Here is a 15,796-nt window from a genome sequence, read left to right on the forward strand (position 1 = left end):
CTGCGGTTACCTGCTCTGGGAGCAACTGATCTATTTGCCCTCATTGCCGGACATTCATCCAAGGGCCGCTGAAAATTGGGATAGGCTGCAGCCCGCCTTGTGAATCTGTAACAATCCCTTACTTGAATCGGGATTGCTGCGCGACGGCCCGATCCGCTTTCGGCGCCTCCGCGCGAATCAGGTCCGTCATCTACTTTTGCCTGGCCCGATATGCTACTTGCACGTGTGTCCGCCGCCTGCCCCTTAGAGGATCATACAGTATGCCCAATGCCCGCAAGATCCTGATCGTAGAGGACGATACCGATCTGCGCGACACGCTGGTCGAGCAACTTTCGCTACACGAGGAGTTCGAAGCCTCGGCGGTCGATACCGGCGCCAAGGGCGCCAGCGCCGCCAAGGCCAATTCCCCCGACCTGGTGCTGATGGATGTCGGGCTGCCCGATACCGACGGCAGAGAGGTGGTTCGCAGCTTGCGCAAGGGCGGTTTCAAGGCGCCGATCATCATGCTGACCGGCCACGACACTGATTCGGACACCATTCTCGGGCTCGAATCGGGCGCCAACGACTATGTGGCCAAGCCGTTTCGGTTCGCCGTGCTGCTCGCCCGGATCAGGGCGCAGCTGCGCCAGCACGAGGCCAGCGAGGACGCGGTCTTTACTGTGGGTCCCTATAGTTTCCGGCCTGGCTCGAAAATGCTGACGGGCGCCAATGCCCGGAAGGTGCGGTTGACCGAAAAAGAAACCGCCATCCTGCGCTTCCTCTATCGCGCCGGGCAGCTGTCGGTGTCGCGCGAAACGCTGCTGCAGGAAGTCTGGGGCTACAATTCGGGCGTCACCACCCATACGCTGGAAACCCATATCTACCGGCTCAGGCAGAAGATCGAAAAGGATGCTGCCAATCCGGAGATTCTGGTGACGGAAGCTGGTGGTTACAAGCTGGTGCCGTGATACGGTTCAAAACCATTATGTGTTGTTTCTCGCGTATCCCGGTTATCGGTTCTTATGTCGATCGAAGATGATGTAGACCTGCTCGATCGGGTTCCGACCTTGCGTCTGCTGGGAATACCGGCGCTGCGCATGCTGGCGATCGGCTCTGAGCAGCGCGACTATTCGAGCGGCGACTATTTATTCAACGCCGGCGACGATGCGGACGCCGGTTACGTCGTTCGGCGCGGCGCATTTCGCGTCGAAGACGGTGGTGCCGAAGTCATCGCCGGGCCCGGCGACCTGATTGGCGAGTTGGCGCTGATCGTCGCAATGCAGCGACCATCCAGCGCGGTCGCGCTCGCACATTCGTCGGTCATCAGGCTGGCGCGCAGCCTGTTCCAGCGCGTCCTCGAAAGCGATCCTGCCGCTGCGCGACGCTTGCGCGACGAACTGGCCGCCCGCACCAGCCAGATCGCCAGCGATATCCTGATCGCCGGCGCAAAGCTGAACATCTGAACCACTCTAGACTTCCAGCGTCACCGTCACCGGCACGTGGTCGGACGGGCGTTCCCAGCCGCGTGCATTGCGAGTGATGTTGAAATCGCTGACGCCATCCTTTAGCGCGCGCGAAACCCAGATGTGATCGAGCCTGCGGCCGCGATCGCCCACGGTCCAGTCCGCAGCGCGATAACTCCACCACGTGTAAACCTTTTCCGACAACGGGATGCGCTCGCGCGCGACGTCGTACCACTCTCCATGGGTCTGCGCCGCCAGCAGCTTCTCGCATTCGATCGGAGTGTGCGAGACGACCTTCAGGAGCTGCTTGTGCGACCAGACATCGTTTTCATGGGGCGCGACGTTGAGATCGCCGACCAGGATATGCCGGTCGTCGCCGCGCGGATGCAGCGCCTCGCACGCCCTCATCTCGTCCAGAAACTTCAGCTTGTGATCGAACTTCGGATTGACCGCGGGATCAGGAACGTCGCCGCCGGCAGGGACGTAAAAATTATGCAGCACCAGCGGTCTCGCAAGCTGGGCCTTCTCCCCGAACGCCACCGAGATATGGCGTGAATCAATCTTGTCGCAGAAAGTCCTGATGTCAATGGCCTCGAACGGCAGTTTCGAGACGATGGCGACGCCGTGATAGCCCTTCTGCCCATTCAGCGCGACGTGTTCGTAGCCGAGGCGCTTGAAACGCTTCAGCGGAAATGCGTCATCAATGCACTTGGTTTCCTGCAAACACAGCACGTCCGGGCGCGCCGACTTCAAAAATCTGGCGACGATCTCGATACGCAGGCGCACCGAGTTGATATTCCAGGTGGTCAGGGAGAAGCGCATTCTCAGGGATGTAGCAGAACTTTCCCCGATATCGCCAGCCGCGGCGGGGGGCGTCGAGAGCCATTTCCGTTTCGATGGAATCGAAACGGGGCTCCCGATTCCTGATTTGACGCGTTTTCTTGACGCGAACCGGTTTCCACTTCGCTGGAAAACGCTTCAGCCGGGCGGCGTCGAATAATTGGTGAAATCGATCTTGAACAGGCCCGGATCGACCTTCCTGGACGAATCAAGATTGTAGATCGCTACCGTGGTGTCATAGCCCTGCGGGTCGGTCACCGTCCACTGCTTGAGCTGGCCGTCCTTGGCGCCGATCATCAACATCAGGCGGCTGGTGCCGATCAGGGCCTGCTTCTCCTCGATCGTGATGCTGATGAAAACATCGTCGGCGGTGACGTTGACGACATTGGTGTCCTTCAACAGGTCGATCCGGTCCGACAGCAGGAAACGCAGCGGCGTCTGTGACAACGGATAGATATCCTGGGTCGCGAGCCTGCGGTCGCGCACGGCCACTGACGAACCGTCGGCGATGATCGCGATCGGGCTCGGGGGCTCGTATTCAAATCGTACCTTACCAGGCTTCTGGATATAGAAATCGCCCTTGGTCTTGCTGCCGTCGGGCCCGACCTGGACGAAATTCCCGACCAGCGTCTGCAGCGACGAGAGGTAGGTGCTCACCCGGGCCGCCTGCGCCTTCTGGCTGGCGTCGAAGGTCGCGAAAACATTGGCGGGGACGTTGCGGTTCGGGTCGGGAATCACCGGGTTCGGCGGCGCCTGCGATACCCCTGTCGTCGGCGGCGAAGTCTTTTCCTGTGCGGTCATTTGCAAGCCGCCGTCACGGGCTTTCGGCGCCGGCTTTGGCACCGGCACGTTCTGCGGCCACGCAGGCGCAGACATGCTTGCGAAAGATGCCGCCGTCAACAGCGCGAGCCCGCAACGAAGCCCGCGATAGGTGAATGGATGTGCCATCAGTTACTTCAGGTCTCTCATACAGCGAGCCGCCCCGCCTGCTGCTATTTTATCGCGATTTGGACCACAGCAGGTATCGTTTTTGCGTGAAGGCAATCTGAACAGGGTGGATCGCAAGCGGAACCTAGAATCCGCTTTCCTCCTCCTCAATCAGAATTTCGCGCTTGCCGGCGTGGTTTGCTGGCCCGACGATGCCCTCGAGTTCCATCCGCTCCATCAAAGATGCCGCCCGGTTGTAGCCGATCTGGAGCCGGCGCTGAATATAGGAGGTCGAGGCCTTGCGGTCGCGCTTGACAATCGCCACCGCCTGCGAAAACAGGTCGCCGCCGCCGTCGCCGCCCATGCCGGTGGAATCGAATACCGCGCCGTCCTCGTCGGTCGGCTCTTCCGCGGTGACGGCTTCCAGATATTCCGGCTGGCCCTGCGTCTTGAGATGGCGCACCACCTTCTCGACTTCCTCGTCGGAGACAAACGGCCCATGGACGCGGCTGATGCGTCCGCCGCCTGCCATGTAGAGCATGTCGCCTTGCCCGAGCAGTTGCTCGGCGCCCATTTCGCCGAGGATGGTACGGCTGTCGATCCTGGAGGTGACCTGAAACGAAATGCGGGTCGGGAAGTTGGCCTTGATGGTGCCGGTGATGACGTCGACCGACGGTCGTTGCGTTGCCAGGATCACGTGCAGACCGGCGGCGCGCGCCATCTGCGCCAGGCGCTGCACCGCCCCTTCGATATCCTTGCCGGCCACCATCATCAGGTCGGCCATTTCGTCGACGATGATCACGATATAGGGCAGGGGATCGAGATCGAGCTTCTCCTCCTCGTAGATTGCCTTGCCGGTTTCCTTGTCGAAGCCGGTATGCACGGTGCGCGTCAGTTCCTCGCCCTTGCCCCTGGCTTCGGCAAGGCGTTGATTGTAGCCATCGATATTGCGTACGCCGAGTTTGGACATCTTCTTGTAGCGCTCTTCCATCTCGCGCACGGCCCATTTCAGCGCCACCACCGCCTTCTTCGGATCGGTGACCACAGGCGTCAGCAGGTGCGGTATGCCGTCATAGACGGATAGCTCCAGCATCTTGGGATCGACCATGATCAGGCGACACTGATCGGGCCGCAAGCGGTAGACCAGGCTAAGGATCATGGTGTTGATGGCGACCGACTTGCCGGAACCGGTGGTGCCGGCGATCAGCATGTGTGGCGTGCGGGCGAGATCGATGATGATGGATTCGCCGCCGATATTCTTGCCGAGGCAAAGCGGGAGTTTCGCGTGCGACTCGTCCTTCACCGACAGCAACTCGCGAAGGTAAACCTTTTCGCGATGCGCGTTCGGCAGTTCGATGCCGATGGCGTTACGGCCGGCCACGACGGCGACGCGGGCCGAGAGAGCGCTCATTGATCGCGCGATATCGTCGGCGAGGCCAATGACGCGCGAGGATTTGATGCCGGGCGCGGGCTCGAGCTCGTAAAGCGTCACCACGGGACCCGGATTGGCCTTGACGATTTCGCCGCGGACGCCGAAATCTGCAAGTACGCCTTCCAGCGCCCGCGAATTCGCCTCCAGTTCGCTCTTGTTGAGCGGCTGCCGATCGGATGCCCGCGGCGCCGTCAACACCGAAACCGAGGGCAATTCGAACTTGTCCGAGGTCCTGCGGGCCGATGCGCGGGCGGCGGCCTTCTTGCGCCGCGCGCGGGCCGAGGCGTCCTCTTCTTCCTCCTCTTCTTCCTCTTCTTCCTCGAATTCCTCTTCCTGCGGCGCCAGCGACGGCGCCGCGCGGCCGCTGAGACTCGGCTCCAGACGTTCGAAGGAAGCGGTTTTGGGCTGATGCGAACTGGAAACCAGCGATCGGTATGCCGTGATCAGCAACCAGGCCAGCCGCGCCTTTGCGCTCATCAGCGCATGATACACCCATCCGAGCGAGACCGAGCTGCGGTCTTCCACCTCGACGAAGGGCGCGTCATCGTCCTCGATCGAGGTCAGCTCTTCGTCTTCCGGGCGCGATCCCCAGCCGCTGGCAAACAGGAAGGCGGCACACATCGCCGCCAACAGCATGACGCCGAGTACGAGGCGGTAGGTGAAGCCCGGCGGGCCGAACACCACGGCGGGCGTTCGCACCAACGCGTCGCCGACCACCCCGCCAAGCCCGGTTGGCAACGGCCACTTGCCGCCATGCGGCCAGCAGCTCGCAAAGCCCGCCGCGATCGTCGCGCACAGGATCCAGCATCCGATGCGAAGCGCTTGGCGGTCGAAGGTACGATGGGTCAGCATGCGCCAGCCCCACACCGCAACCGGCAGGATCAGCATGATGGCGCCGAGACCGAGGATCTGCATCAGGAGGTCGGCGCTGATCGCGCCGGGATAGCCGACAATATTGCGGATCGGACGCGATGTCGCGTGGCTCAGGCTGGGGTCCTGCACCGACCATGTCATCAAGGCGGCAGCCGCCACGCCTGACAGCGCGATCAGGCCGAGGCCAGCGAGCTCGCGCAGGCGTCGCGCCAGCGCGTCGCGGATCGAGGCCGGCAGATGCCCAACCAGAGGTATGACACGTTCGATCGCTGGCATGCTCATGGGCCCTGCGATTAATCCAGAGTTTCGACCAGCCGGTGCAATGCCTCGGCCGTTGATTCACCGTCGGACACCAGCGCGAGGCGAATGAAGCCAGCGCCGGGGTTGAAGCCGTCACTCTGCGGTCGCGACAGATAACTTCCGGGGATCACGCGGACGCCCGCGTCGCGATACAGCTTCACCGCCGCCGCTTCGTCACCGCCGCGGTCGGAGACGTCGAGCCAGACGCAGAAGCCGCCGGCGGGCCGGACATAGCCATAGCGGCTGCCGAGAATCTTGTCGGCGAGATCGAACTTGATGCGGTAAAGCCGGCGGTTCTCCTCGACATGGGTTTCGTCAGAATAGGCGGCGACCGCGACATGCTGCAGCGGTACCGGCACCTGGGGAGCTGCGACATTGCGCAACTCGTGAAAGGCGGCGAGAAACTTGCTGTCGCCGGCCGCGAAGCCGACGCGCATGCCGGGCAGGTTCGAGCGCTTGGAAAGCGACTGGAACGCGACGACGTTGGTGAAGTCGGGCCCGGCACACTCCAGCGCGCTGCCCGGCGGCTGCCGGGTGTAGATTTCCGAATAGCACTCGTCGCTGAGGATCATGAACCCATGGCGGTCGGCGAGTTTCTTCAACCGCGTAAAGTAGTCGGGCGAAGCGACCGCGCCTTGCGGATTGGCGGGCGAGGCGATGAAGATCGCGACGGTTCGCGCCAGCGTCGCCTCGTCGAGCGCGTCGAGATCGGGCAGGAATCCGTTAGCCAGCGTGGTCGGAAGATAGATGGTCTCGCAGCCCGCCGCGCGGGCTCCGGCGCCGTAGGCCGGATAGAACGGGTTGGGCACCAGGATCGCGGGTTTTCCCCGGCGGGGGCTGGCGTAGCGGGCGGCGGTGATGGCGGCGAAAAACAGCCCCTCGCGGCTGCCGTTGAGGACCAGGACCTCGCTCTCGGGATCGACAGGCCGTGGCAGCTGGAACCGGTTCGCAAGCCAGTTCGCGGCGGCCTGCCGGAACGGCTCGATGCCCCTGGCGAGGGGATAGCGGCCGAAATCGGCGATGTGCTGCGCCAGCACCGGGCCGACGAAGCCGGGCACGGGGTGCTGCGGCTCGCCCAAGGACAGTGTTATCAAGGGCTTGCCCGGCTGGTAGGGTGCCAGGAGTTCCGCAGTCCGCGCAAACGGGGAACGCTCGGCCTGACCGGCAGCATCTGGGTTGCCGGCGCCGTGCGCCACGCCGGAAGAGGCGGTCATTGCCATGTCTGAAACGCCAGCACTTTCAAAAGCGGTCGAGCGCCTGCCCGATCTCCGAAAACCGGATCAAACCACCATAGATACGGCGAGGTTAAGACGCGATTAACCATCGGTACCAGCATCGATTTTCCTGCCGCCATAGCGGATGGGCTCTCGCCTGATGATTGACCCTGATTCGCAGTCTCGACACGATCGGGTCGCCCCCCAAGCAAAAAGAAGGGGCTCCAACTTGCGCTGGAGCCCCTCAACGGTAAGGGCATTGCCGGGTATTTGCCCCAACCGGAGTTGTGGGGTGGCCCATGAGGCCGCCCCCCGGGAGAACCTACATGTTGTAAGCGCGCTCGGTGTGCTCGGTGACGTCGAGGCCCTCACGCTCGGTCTCGACATTGACGCGCAGGCCGACGACGACGTCGATAACCTTGAACAGGATGGCCGAACCGATGCCCGACCATACCAGCGTGGTCAGGACGCCCCAGAGCTGCGAGGTCATTTGAGCGGCGAAGTTGTATTCGGCGATCTTGCCGACCGCATAGTCCATGACGCCGGTACCGCCGAGGGCCGGGTTGACCAGGATGCCGGTGCCGAGCGCGCCGACGATGCCGCCGACGCAATGGACGCCGAACACGTCCAGCGAGTCGTCGTAGCCCATCGCGTTCTTCACCACGGTGCAGAAGAACAGGCAGACGATACCGACCACGAGGCCGAGCACGATCGCACCCATCGGGCCGGCGAAGCCGGCCGCGGGCGTGACCGCGACAAGACCCGCCACCGCGCCAGATAATGCGCCGAGCACGGAGGGATGGCCCTTGACGATCCATTCCGCGAACATCCAGGCGAGTGCCGCCGCCGCCGTCGCCACGAACGAGTTGGTCATGGCGAGCGCCGCACCGCCGGAGGCCTCGAGGTTCGATCCGGCGTTGAAGCCGAACCAGCCGACCCAGAGCAACGAAGCGCCGATCATGCTCATGGTCAGCGAGTGGGGAGCCATCAACTCCTTGCCGTAACCGACGCGCTTGCCGATCAGCAGCGCGCCGACGAGGCCGGCGATTCCGGCGTTGATATGCACCACGGTGCCGCCGGCGAAGTCGAGCGCGCCCTTCTTGAAGATCCAGCCGGCATCGGCATTGATCTCGTCGAGCTTGGCCTGAGCCGCGGTTTTCGCAGCGCCGTCGGCCGCCGCGGCCAGCGCCTTGGCGGCATCCGCGATCGCGTCCGGCCCGGGCCAGTACCAGACCATGTGCGCGATCGGCAGGTATATCAGCGTGACCCAGAGCGGCACGAACAGCGCAACCGCCGCGAACTTCATGCGTTCGGCGAAGGCGCCGACGATGAGTGCGGGGGTGATGGCCGCAAAGGTCATCTGGAAGCAGATGTAGATGAGTTCGGAGATGTTGGCGTCGACGCTGAACGTCGCCACTTTCGAGTCGGTCGTCACGCCCATCAGGAAGGCCTTGGAGAAGCCGCCGATGAAGTCGGAACCGCCGGTGAACGCGAGGCTGTAGCCGTAGAGCACCCAGAGCACGGCGACGATGCAGACGGTGTAGAAAACCTGCATCAGCACCGAGAGCATGTTCTTGGAGCGGACGAGGCCGCCATAGAACAGCGCGAGGCCCGGGATGGTCATTAACAACACCAGCACTGTCGACGTCAGCATCCAGGCGTTGTCGCCCTTGTTGACGGTCGGCTCGGCATAGGCAGCGGTCGCGGCGAACAGGCCGAGCGCAAGGGCTGCCAGTCCCGCGCCATGGGGACGTTTGAACGTCATTTGGTTATTCTCCTGATTGGGATGGTTGAACGCGAAATCAAAGGGCGGCGGCATCGGCCTCGCCGGTGCGGATGCGAACCGCATGGTCGAGGTTGATGACGAAGATCTTGCCGTCGCCGATCTGGCCGGTCTTGGCGGCCGAGGTGATGGCGTCGATGGTCTTGTCGACCTGATCCGAGGCCACCGCGACCTCGATCTTGATCTTGGGCAGGAAGCTCACGGCATATTCGGCGCCGCGGTAGATCTCCGTATGCCCCTTCTGCCGGCCATAGCCTTTGACTTCCGTCACCGTCAGACCGTGAACGCCAATGGCGGTCAGGGCGTCCCGAACTTCTTCGAGCTTGAATGGCTTTATGATCGCCATAACGATTTTCATGGGCCTAGTCCCCCGCTTGGGCCCGGCGCAGGTGAGCCGGGCGTCCTCGACTGAGAGCCACCACGCGGAGAGGTTCACTACGCGGGCACAGTCACCACGGTTAGAATCAAATGCCGTGCCAGATCGCGCGGGCTCCCTAACAGGTTATGAACGCGCCCCTTTTGGCCTTGGGCGCGGGATGCCTGATTCTGCGTCATGCGACCGCGCCCAAGACATAACCATGTCTGCCTGAAAGATAGGCGTGACAGAGTCCGGACACATTCGTGCCTAGTGACGTGGCAGGAGAGCGGCGAGAGAGGGTCTATTGCAGCGCTTCGCCGTGCTGGGAAATATCGAGGCCTTCCAGTTCCTGTTGCAGCGACACGCGCAGCGGCACGAAGACGCTCACCAGTTTCAGCAGCACAAGCGTGACGCCACCCGACCAAACCAGCGTCGCCAGGACGCCGTAGAACTGGATCAGCACCTGCTGCGGATTACCTTCGATCAGGCCGGCGGTCCCGCCGATCGCGCTCACCGCAAAGACGCCGGCCAGCAGCGTGCCGGTCATGCCGCCGATGCCATGGACGCCGAACACGTCGAGCGAGTCGTCGTACTTGAAACGATGCTTGAGCCAGGTGCACGCCCAGAAACAAAGGCCGCCCGCGACCACGCCGATGATGACGCCGTGCCAGGGCGCGACGAATCCCGAGGCCGGCGTGATGGTTCCGAGGCCGGCGACTGCCCCTGAGATCATGCCGAGCACCGAGGGTTTGCGGCGGGTCGCCCATTCGAGCGCGCCCCAGGTCAGCGCGCCGCCGCAGGCCGCAAGATGGGTCGCGACGATCGCCATGACGGCGCGCGAGTTTGCTGCCAGCGCCGATCCGCCATTGAAGCCGAACCAGCCGACCCACAGCAGTCCGGTGCCCATCACCGCAAGCGAGAGGTCGAACGGCGAGAGATTGTCGCTGCCATAGCCGTGGCGCGGGCCCATCACCCGCGCGGCAACCAGGCCGCCGATGCCGGCCGACAGATGCACGACGAGGCCGCCGGCGAAATCCAGCACGCCCATGGCGGCGAGGAAGCCGCCGCCCCACACCCAGTGCGCCAGCGGCACATACACCAGCATGAACCAGCCGACGGAGAACAGCAGATAGGCCGAGAACCGCATGCGGTCGGCCACGGCGCCCGACACCAGCGCCACCGTGATGATCGCAAAGGTCATCTGGTAGAGCATGAACAGCGCTTCCGGGATGGTCTTGGCCGCGGGGTTGACGCTGTCCATGGTCATCCCGGTCAGGAACCAGCGATCGAGCGTGCCGATAAATGGCCCGTCGCCAACAAACGCCAGCGAATAGCCGAAAGCCACCCAGAGGATCGAGATCACGGCTACAGCAGCGAGGCTTTGCGCCATGGTCGCCAGAACGTTCTTCTTGCGCACCATGCCCGAATAAAACAGCGCCAGGCCCGGTATCGTCATCATCAGCACCAGCGCGGTGGCCACCATCATCCAGGCGGTGTCGGCGGCGTTGATGGCGGACGTCTGCGCCAAAGCAGGCGTTGTCAGCAAGAAGTTCGCTGCAAGAATGCCGCACGCAGCGTTCGACGCTGCGCGATACGATAGTGCCCCCATTGAATTTCCCCGGCCTGTTGTCGTTTCTTGGCTTGCGCGTCGGGCGTCTTGCCCTGACGGATCGAATGGCTGACGTCTCAAAGCGCGTCGGTGTCGGTCTCGCCAGTGCGGATGCGCAACGCGTGATCGAGCGGCGTGACGAAGATCTTGCCATCGCCGATCTGCCCGGTGCGCGCGCTGGAGGTAATGACGCCGACCGCCTTGTCGGCGAGGTCGGAAGCGACCGCGATCTCGATTCGAAGCTTGGGCAGGAAGTTCACGACATACTCGGCGCCGCGATAGATTTCGGTGTGGCCCTTCTGGCGGCCATAGCCCTTGACCTCGGTCACCGTCATGCCGTGGACGCCGATGGCGGTCAGCGCCTGACGCACCTCGTCAAGCTTGAAAGGTTTGATGATTGCGACGACGAGTTTCATGGTGAGGCCTTCATGTTCCTTTGGGTCTCGCGTCATGCGCCCTTGGCTGCCTGATCGCCAGGCGACGGCGCCGCCGATCCAAATTTGGCATCTTTCCGGGCGAATGGCACAAAAAAGTTGCAGGTTAAAGGGGAAAACATCTGGAGCCCGTGTTGCCCGTCATTGTACAGCCGATACCATCCTCCGACACAATGCTGCCTCACGGCCAACCGCCCCGCCGACCCCCTCATTTCCACGGCGCAAGGGATCAATATGTCAAATCGATCGTGGTTTTATGCATCCAACGGCCAGCAACAGGGGCCCTTCCCCGAGGCTCAGCTGCGGGACCTCATCATCCGGGGCACGGTCGGGGCGGATACGCTGGTCTGGACCGAGGGGATGTCAGGCTGGCAGCGGGCCGGGGAAATTCCCGGCATGATGCCCGGCGGATCGAGCCGGCCGTCCGGGCCGCAACCCGACGACCGGCCACCGGTGGCCCTCAGCGGTCATGGCGGCGGGGCGCTGTCGATCGATCTCGACCTTTGGCAGCTCCTCGGGCGAAGCCTGCTCTTCATCCTTGGAATCTTGCTGGTGATTCCGGCGCCCTGGATCGCGACCAGCTTCTACCGCTGGATGGCCTCCCGGCTCTACGTCCCCGAGCGTCCTGATATCGCCTTCACCGGCCAGGTCGGCGATATCTGGTACGTCTTCATTGCGATCGGCATCATCACCTGGGCCGGGGCATCCGACCTCTACTACCTGCAATACATTTCAATCCCGATTCAGGCCGTTCTGTCCTGGATGGTCATCAAGTGGATTGCCGCCAATCTCAGCTCGAACGGACAGCCGCTGCCGATCGCCTTCAACGGAAGCGTGCTGGGGTATGTCGGCTGGCAAGTGCTGCTGTATATCTCCATCATCACCATTGTCGGCTGGGCCTGGGTGATCACGGCGTGGATGCGCTGGATCTGCAGCAATATCGACGGCACCCATCGGGAAGTCATCTTCAACGCGTCGGGACTGGAAATGCTGTGGCGAACCATCGTGTTTGCGATCGGCTGTGCCTTCATCATTCCCATTCCATGGGTGTTGCGCTGGTACGCACGATGGTACGTTTCGCAATTCGCGCTGGTTGAACGCGCCGCCTAACCGCATCGGCCGCGCCATCACCTGCGCTGGCGCACCGAACCTTCCTGCGCCACTGAGGCCACCAGCGTGCCGTCGGGCTTGAAGATCAGGCCGCGGGTCAGGCCGCGGCCGCCCTGGGCGCTCGGCGAGTCCTGCGCGTAGAGCAGCCATTCGTCGGCGCGGAACGGCCGGTGAAACCACATCGCATGGTCGAGGCTGGCCGGCATCATCCGCTTGTCGAACAGCGTTCGGCCGTAGCGCGCCATGATGGCGTCGAGCAGCGAAAAATCCGAAGCGTAGGCCAGCGCGCACATATGCAGCGCCGGATCGTCGGGCAGTTTCGCGGCGGTGCGGATCCAGACATTGATGCGGCCGTCGTCGATCTTCTGGCCGAAATAGCGGCCGAGTTCCACCGGCCGCAGTTCGATCGGCCGGTCGGACTCGTAGTAACGGCGGATGAATTCCGGCATCTCCTTGAACATCGGCTGCTTGGCGACTTCCTCGGCCGTAAGCTTCTCCGGTGGCGGCACGTCAGGCATCTTGTCCTGATGGTCGAATGCCCCCTCCTCCTCGGCGTGGAACGACACCATGATGGAGAAGATCGCCTGGCCGTGCTGGATCGCGGTGACGCGTCGGGTCGAATAACTGCGGCCGTCGCGCAACCGCTCGACCTCGTAGATGATCGGAATCTGGGGATCGCCGGGCAGGATGAAGTAGCAATGCAGCGAGTGCGGCAGCCGGCCCTCGACGGTGCGGCACGCCGCCACCATGGCCTGTCCGATCACCTGCCCGCCGAACACCCGCTGCCAGCTCGTCTTCGGGCTGTTGCCCCGGAACATGTTCACCTCGATCGGCTCCAGATCGAGGATCGAGATCAGGTCAATCAGGCCTTTGGACATGTGGGTGCGGCTCTCCTGGTCATTCCGGGGCGATGCGGAGCATCGAACTATGGTGCGCAATTGCGCACCTGAGAATCTCGAGATTCCGGGTTCGACACTACGTGTCGCCCCGGAATGACGATCATGACGGTTAAGTACCTTGTTTCTCGCCCCTGTTTCGCCCAGCTAATATCAGGTAGCAAGGGCGTCTGACGCAGTAACCGAGTAAGGATCGCATGCCGGCACAGCGAAGCATTGTCATCTGCGGCGGCGCGTTTGCGGGGCTGGCGCTGGCCCTGGCATTCCGCCAGGGCCTCGGGCCCGACATCCCCGTGATCGTCGCCGATCCGGCGCTATCGGTGCGGCCGAGCCGGGATCCGCGCGCCACCGCCATCGTGGCCGCCTGCCGGCGGCTGTTCGAGGCGCTGGGCGTGTGGGATCAGGTGTCCGCCGATTCGCAGCCGATCACCGACATGGTCGTCACCGATTCCAGCCTGGAAGACGCCATCCGTCCGGTGTTCCTGACCTTTGCGGGCGACGTCGAGCCCGGCGAACCTTTCGCCCACATGGTGGAAAACCGCCGCCTGATCGACGCGCTGGTCGCGCGCGCCGAAGCCGACGGGATCGATCTTCGCGCCATCGCGGTCTCGACCTATGATTCGCGCGCCGAGGGCGTCACCGTCACCCTCGCCGACGGCGCTGTCATCGACGCAAGCCTGTTGGTGGCGGCCGACGGCGCGCGCTCGAAACTGCGCGAGCAGGCCGGGATCGCCACCCATGGCTGGGAGTACGATCAATCCGGCATCGTCGTCACCGTCGGTCATGAGCGCGACCATCACGGCCGCGCCGAGGAACATTTCCTGCCGGCGGGCCCGTTCGCGATCCTGCCGCTGACCGGCAGGCGCTCGTCGCTGGTGTGGACGGAGAGCCGCACGGAGGCCGCGCGCCTCACCGCGCTCGGCGACGATGAATTCCACGGCGAACTGGAACGGCGTTTCGGCCTGCGCCTCGGCGAGGTCAAGGCGCTGGACACGCCGCGGGCGTTTCCGCTCGGCTATTTCGTTGCGCGCTCCTTCATCGCCGAACGGCTGGCGCTGGTCGGCGACGCTGCGCATGTGATTCATCCGATCGCAGGCCAAGGCCTCAACATGGGCCTGAAGGACGTCGCGGCGCTGGCCGAGGTCGTGGTCGATGCGGCGCGGCTTGGCATCGATATCGGGCAGGCCGACGTGCTCGACCGCTACCAGCGCTGGCGGCGCTTCGACACCATGGCGATGGGACTTGCCACCAATTCGCTGAACCTTCTTTTCTCGAACCAATCGCGGCTGCTGCGCACCGTGCGCGATATCGGCCTCGGCCTGGTCGATCGCGCGCCGCCGCTGAAAAGCCTGTTCATCCGCCAGGCCGCCGGCCTGTCGGGCGAGGTGCCGCGGCTGTTGAAGGGCGAGGCGTTATAGGGGCGAGTAGGGCCGTAGGATGGGTAGAGCGCAGCGAAACCCATCAACGGTCGTCGACGGCGTGAATGATGGGTTTCGCTGCGCTCTACCCATCCTACGGAGATGACATCACTCGATCTTCCTTGCCTCTTCCGGCAGCATGATCGGGATGCCGTCACGGATCGGATAGGCGAGTTTCGCCGAGCGCGAGATCAGCTCCTGCCGTGCGGAGTCGAATTCGAGCGGCCCCTTGGTCACCGGACAGACCAGGATCTCCAGCAGCTTGGGATCGACGGTGCCTTCGAGGCGTTCAGGCGAGGCGTTCATGAAAGTCTCCGGCTGGACGGCAGTCTTTGCGCGCATTCAGCGAAATGCAGCCCAGTCACGTAGCACACGGAAACGGCGCCTGTAACCGGCAGATGGGGCCGAATCGCGCGGTCACTCGCGCCAGCGCGGGGGCGCTTCCGGCAACGGAATCGGAAGTCACTGCAATCCGGTATCGCCGCTGGTGCGCTTCCGGGCGAGGTCCATCTGGGTCACCGCGATCAGGATTTCCGCGCGGGTCTTCAGGTCGGGGGCCTCCAGCATCGCTTGCTTCTCCGCCGGCCCGTAGGGCGACATCATCGCCAGCGCATTGACCAGCGCTTCGTTCGGCGCAGTTTCGACACCTTCCCAATCCACTTTCAGATTGTTGGCCTTGAGAAAGTCGGTCAGCACCTCCAGCAAGGCGGCGCGATCGACGTCCTCTTCGCCCTTGCGCGCGACAAAATCGTCGACATAGGGGAAGAAATCCACCTTGCACTGGCGGTACGCGGTCAAGGCCCTGACTTCCTCGATCACCCTGAAGCGGGCAATGCCGGTCAGTTCGAGGATGTAGCGGCCGTCGCCGGATTCGGCGAACTGGGTGATGCGGCCGACGCAGCCGACGCGGAACAGCGCCGGCCTCGCCTCATCTTTGCTCTGCGAACGATCCGGCTGGATCATCCCGATCAGCCGGTGACCGTCGCGCAGCGCGTCGTCCACCATCGCCAGATAGCGCGGCTCGAAGATATTGAGCGGCATCTGGCCGCGCGGCAAGAGCAGCGCGCCGGGCAGCGGAAACACCGGAATGATTTCGGGAAGCTCGCCGGGTCCGCGGTATTCGGCATTGATCGGCATCTGCGGCCCCGATTGCAGTGAGC

At 63.5% G+C, this 15,796-nt stretch carries 15 protein-coding genes; 4 read left to right on the forward strand and 11 right to left on the reverse strand.

Annotated features, from left to right (window positions below; all coding sequences use genetic code 11):
- Window positions 1-260: 260 nt before the first annotated feature.
- Window positions 261-947, forward strand: a complete 687-nt coding sequence (locus Q0D31_RS06770) for a response regulator transcription factor (protein WP_291847345.1) — start codon at window positions 261-263, stop codon at window positions 945-947.
- A gap of 54 nt (window positions 948-1,001) precedes the next feature.
- Window positions 1,002-1,442, forward strand: coding sequence for a cyclic nucleotide-binding domain-containing protein (locus Q0D31_RS06775; RefSeq protein WP_291847348.1), 441 nt, complete (start codon window positions 1,002-1,004; stop codon window positions 1,440-1,442).
- Window positions 1,443-1,448: 6 nt separating this feature from the next.
- Here the strand turns inward: Q0D31_RS06775 and Q0D31_RS06780 are convergent, their stop codons facing one another.
- From Q0D31_RS06780 to Q0D31_RS06815, 8 genes are all read right to left on the reverse strand, one after another.
- Window positions 1,449-2,264 (reverse strand): exodeoxyribonuclease III, encoded by an 816-nt coding sequence (locus Q0D31_RS06780; RefSeq protein WP_291847351.1) that lies wholly within the window; start codon window positions 2,262-2,264, stop codon window positions 1,449-1,451.
- 156 nt (window positions 2,265-2,420) lie between these two features.
- Entirely contained in the window at window positions 2,421-3,230 is an 810-nt protein-coding gene (locus Q0D31_RS06785; RefSeq protein ID WP_291847354.1) for an outer membrane lipoprotein carrier protein LolA, read from the reverse strand.
- 124 nt (window positions 3,231-3,354) lie between these two features.
- Window positions 3,355-5,796 carry a DNA translocase FtsK gene (locus tag Q0D31_RS06790; RefSeq protein WP_291847357.1) on the reverse strand — a complete coding sequence of 814 codons (2,442 nt, stop codon included), beginning with the start codon at window positions 5,794-5,796 and terminating at the stop codon, window positions 3,355-3,357.
- Window positions 5,797-5,807: 11 nt separating this feature from the next.
- Entirely contained in the window at window positions 5,808-7,034 is a 1,227-nt protein-coding gene (locus tag Q0D31_RS06795; RefSeq protein WP_291847360.1) for an aminotransferase class I/II-fold pyridoxal phosphate-dependent enzyme, read from the reverse strand.
- 316 nt (window positions 7,035-7,350) lie between these two features.
- A complete protein-coding gene (locus tag Q0D31_RS06800) occupies window positions 7,351-8,793 on the reverse strand; it encodes an ammonium transporter (protein WP_291847363.1) in 1,443 nt (480 codons plus the stop codon).
- Window positions 8,794-8,830: 37 nt separating this feature from the next.
- Window positions 8,831-9,169 (reverse strand): P-II family nitrogen regulator, encoded by a 339-nt coding sequence (locus Q0D31_RS06805; RefSeq protein WP_008142813.1) that lies wholly within the window; start codon window positions 9,167-9,169, stop codon window positions 8,831-8,833.
- A 301-nt stretch (window positions 9,170-9,470) separates the two neighbouring features.
- On the reverse strand, window positions 9,471-10,778 hold the full coding sequence (locus Q0D31_RS06810) for an ammonium transporter (protein ID WP_291847367.1): 1,308 nt from the start codon (window positions 10,776-10,778) through the stop codon (window positions 9,471-9,473).
- Window positions 10,779-10,855: 77 nt separating this feature from the next.
- The gene (locus Q0D31_RS06815) at window positions 10,856-11,194 is read right to left on the reverse strand and encodes a P-II family nitrogen regulator (RefSeq protein WP_291847370.1); all 339 of its coding nucleotides are present in this window, start codon (window positions 11,192-11,194) and stop codon (window positions 10,856-10,858) included.
- Between the two features lie 252 nt (window positions 11,195-11,446).
- Between Q0D31_RS06815 and Q0D31_RS06820 the strand changes: the two genes are divergently transcribed.
- Window positions 11,447-12,322 (forward strand): DUF4339 domain-containing protein, encoded by an 876-nt coding sequence (locus Q0D31_RS06820; protein WP_291847373.1) that lies wholly within the window; start codon window positions 11,447-11,449, stop codon window positions 12,320-12,322.
- A gap of 17 nt (window positions 12,323-12,339) precedes the next feature.
- Here Q0D31_RS06820 and tesB read toward each other — a convergent pair whose 3' ends face one another.
- The gene (gene tesB, locus Q0D31_RS06825; RefSeq protein WP_291847376.1) at window positions 12,340-13,200 is read right to left on the reverse strand and encodes an acyl-CoA thioesterase II; all 861 of its coding nucleotides are present in this window, start codon (window positions 13,198-13,200) and stop codon (window positions 12,340-12,342) included.
- Window positions 13,201-13,415: 215 nt separating this feature from the next.
- On the opposite strand from tesB, the gene Q0D31_RS06830 reads away from it, so the two are divergent.
- Window positions 13,416-14,636 (forward strand): ubiquinone biosynthesis hydroxylase, encoded by a 1,221-nt coding sequence (locus Q0D31_RS06830; RefSeq protein WP_291847379.1) that lies wholly within the window; start codon window positions 13,416-13,418, stop codon window positions 14,634-14,636.
- A gap of 108 nt (window positions 14,637-14,744) precedes the next feature.
- Here Q0D31_RS06830 and Q0D31_RS06835 read toward each other — a convergent pair whose 3' ends face one another.
- Together Q0D31_RS06835 and Q0D31_RS06840 are read right to left on the reverse strand one after the other, a co-directional pair.
- Complete coding sequence (locus tag Q0D31_RS06835; RefSeq protein WP_291847382.1) at window positions 14,745-14,942, reverse strand: Trm112 family protein; 198 nt, start codon at window positions 14,940-14,942, stop codon at window positions 14,745-14,747.
- Window positions 14,943-15,098: 156 nt separating this feature from the next.
- Window positions 15,099-15,773, reverse strand: a complete 675-nt coding sequence (locus Q0D31_RS06840; RefSeq protein WP_291847384.1) for an LON peptidase substrate-binding domain-containing protein — start codon at window positions 15,771-15,773, stop codon at window positions 15,099-15,101.
- Between the last annotated feature and the right edge of the window lie 23 nt (window positions 15,774-15,796).

The organism is Bradyrhizobium sp. (assembly GCF_022844465.1).
Classification (GTDB): domain Bacteria; phylum Pseudomonadota; class Alphaproteobacteria; order Rhizobiales; family Xanthobacteraceae; genus Bradyrhizobium.

Bases quoted from the DNA above. Each gene is read 5' to 3' on its own strand.
- Q0D31_RS06790 (WP_291847357.1), bottom strand. From the start codon at position 5,796: ATGAGCATGCCAGCGATCGAACGTGTCATACCTCTGGTTGGGCATCTG.
- Q0D31_RS06785 (WP_291847354.1), bottom strand. From the start codon at position 3,230: ATGGCACATCCATTCACCTATCGCGGGCTTCGTTGCGGGCTCGCGCTG.
- Q0D31_RS06770 (WP_291847345.1), top strand. From the start codon at position 261: ATGCCCAATGCCCGCAAGATCCTGATCGTAGAGGACGATACCGATCTG.
- Q0D31_RS06805 (WP_008142813.1), bottom strand. From the start codon at position 9,169: ATGAAAATCGTTATGGCGATCATAAAGCCATTCAAGCTCGAAGAAGTT.
- tesB (WP_291847376.1), bottom strand. From the start codon at position 13,200: ATGTCCAAAGGCCTGATTGACCTGATCTCGATCCTCGATCTGGAGCCG.
- Q0D31_RS06840 (WP_291847384.1), bottom strand. From the start codon at position 15,773: ATGCCGATCAATGCCGAATACCGCGGACCCGGCGAGCTTCCCGAAATC.
- Q0D31_RS06835 (WP_291847382.1), bottom strand. From the start codon at position 14,942: ATGAACGCCTCGCCTGAACGCCTCGAAGGCACCGTCGATCCCAAGCTG.
- Q0D31_RS06780 (WP_291847351.1), bottom strand. From the start codon at position 2,264: ATGCGCTTCTCCCTGACCACCTGGAATATCAACTCGGTGCGCCTGCGT.
- Q0D31_RS06820 (WP_291847373.1), top strand. From the start codon at position 11,447: ATGTCAAATCGATCGTGGTTTTATGCATCCAACGGCCAGCAACAGGGG.
- Q0D31_RS06830 (WP_291847379.1), top strand. From the start codon at position 13,416: ATGCCGGCACAGCGAAGCATTGTCATCTGCGGCGGCGCGTTTGCGGGG.
- Q0D31_RS06810 (WP_291847367.1), bottom strand. From the start codon at position 10,778: ATGGGGGCACTATCGTATCGCGCAGCGTCGAACGCTGCGTGCGGCATT.
- Q0D31_RS06815 (WP_291847370.1), bottom strand. From the start codon at position 11,194: ATGAAACTCGTCGTCGCAATCATCAAACCTTTCAAGCTTGACGAGGTG.
- Q0D31_RS06795 (WP_291847360.1), bottom strand. From the start codon at position 7,034: ATGGCAATGACCGCCTCTTCCGGCGTGGCGCACGGCGCCGGCAACCCA.
- Q0D31_RS06775 (WP_291847348.1), top strand. From the start codon at position 1,002: ATGTCGATCGAAGATGATGTAGACCTGCTCGATCGGGTTCCGACCTTG.
- Q0D31_RS06800 (WP_291847363.1), bottom strand. From the start codon at position 8,793: ATGACGTTCAAACGTCCCCATGGCGCGGGACTGGCAGCCCTTGCGCTC.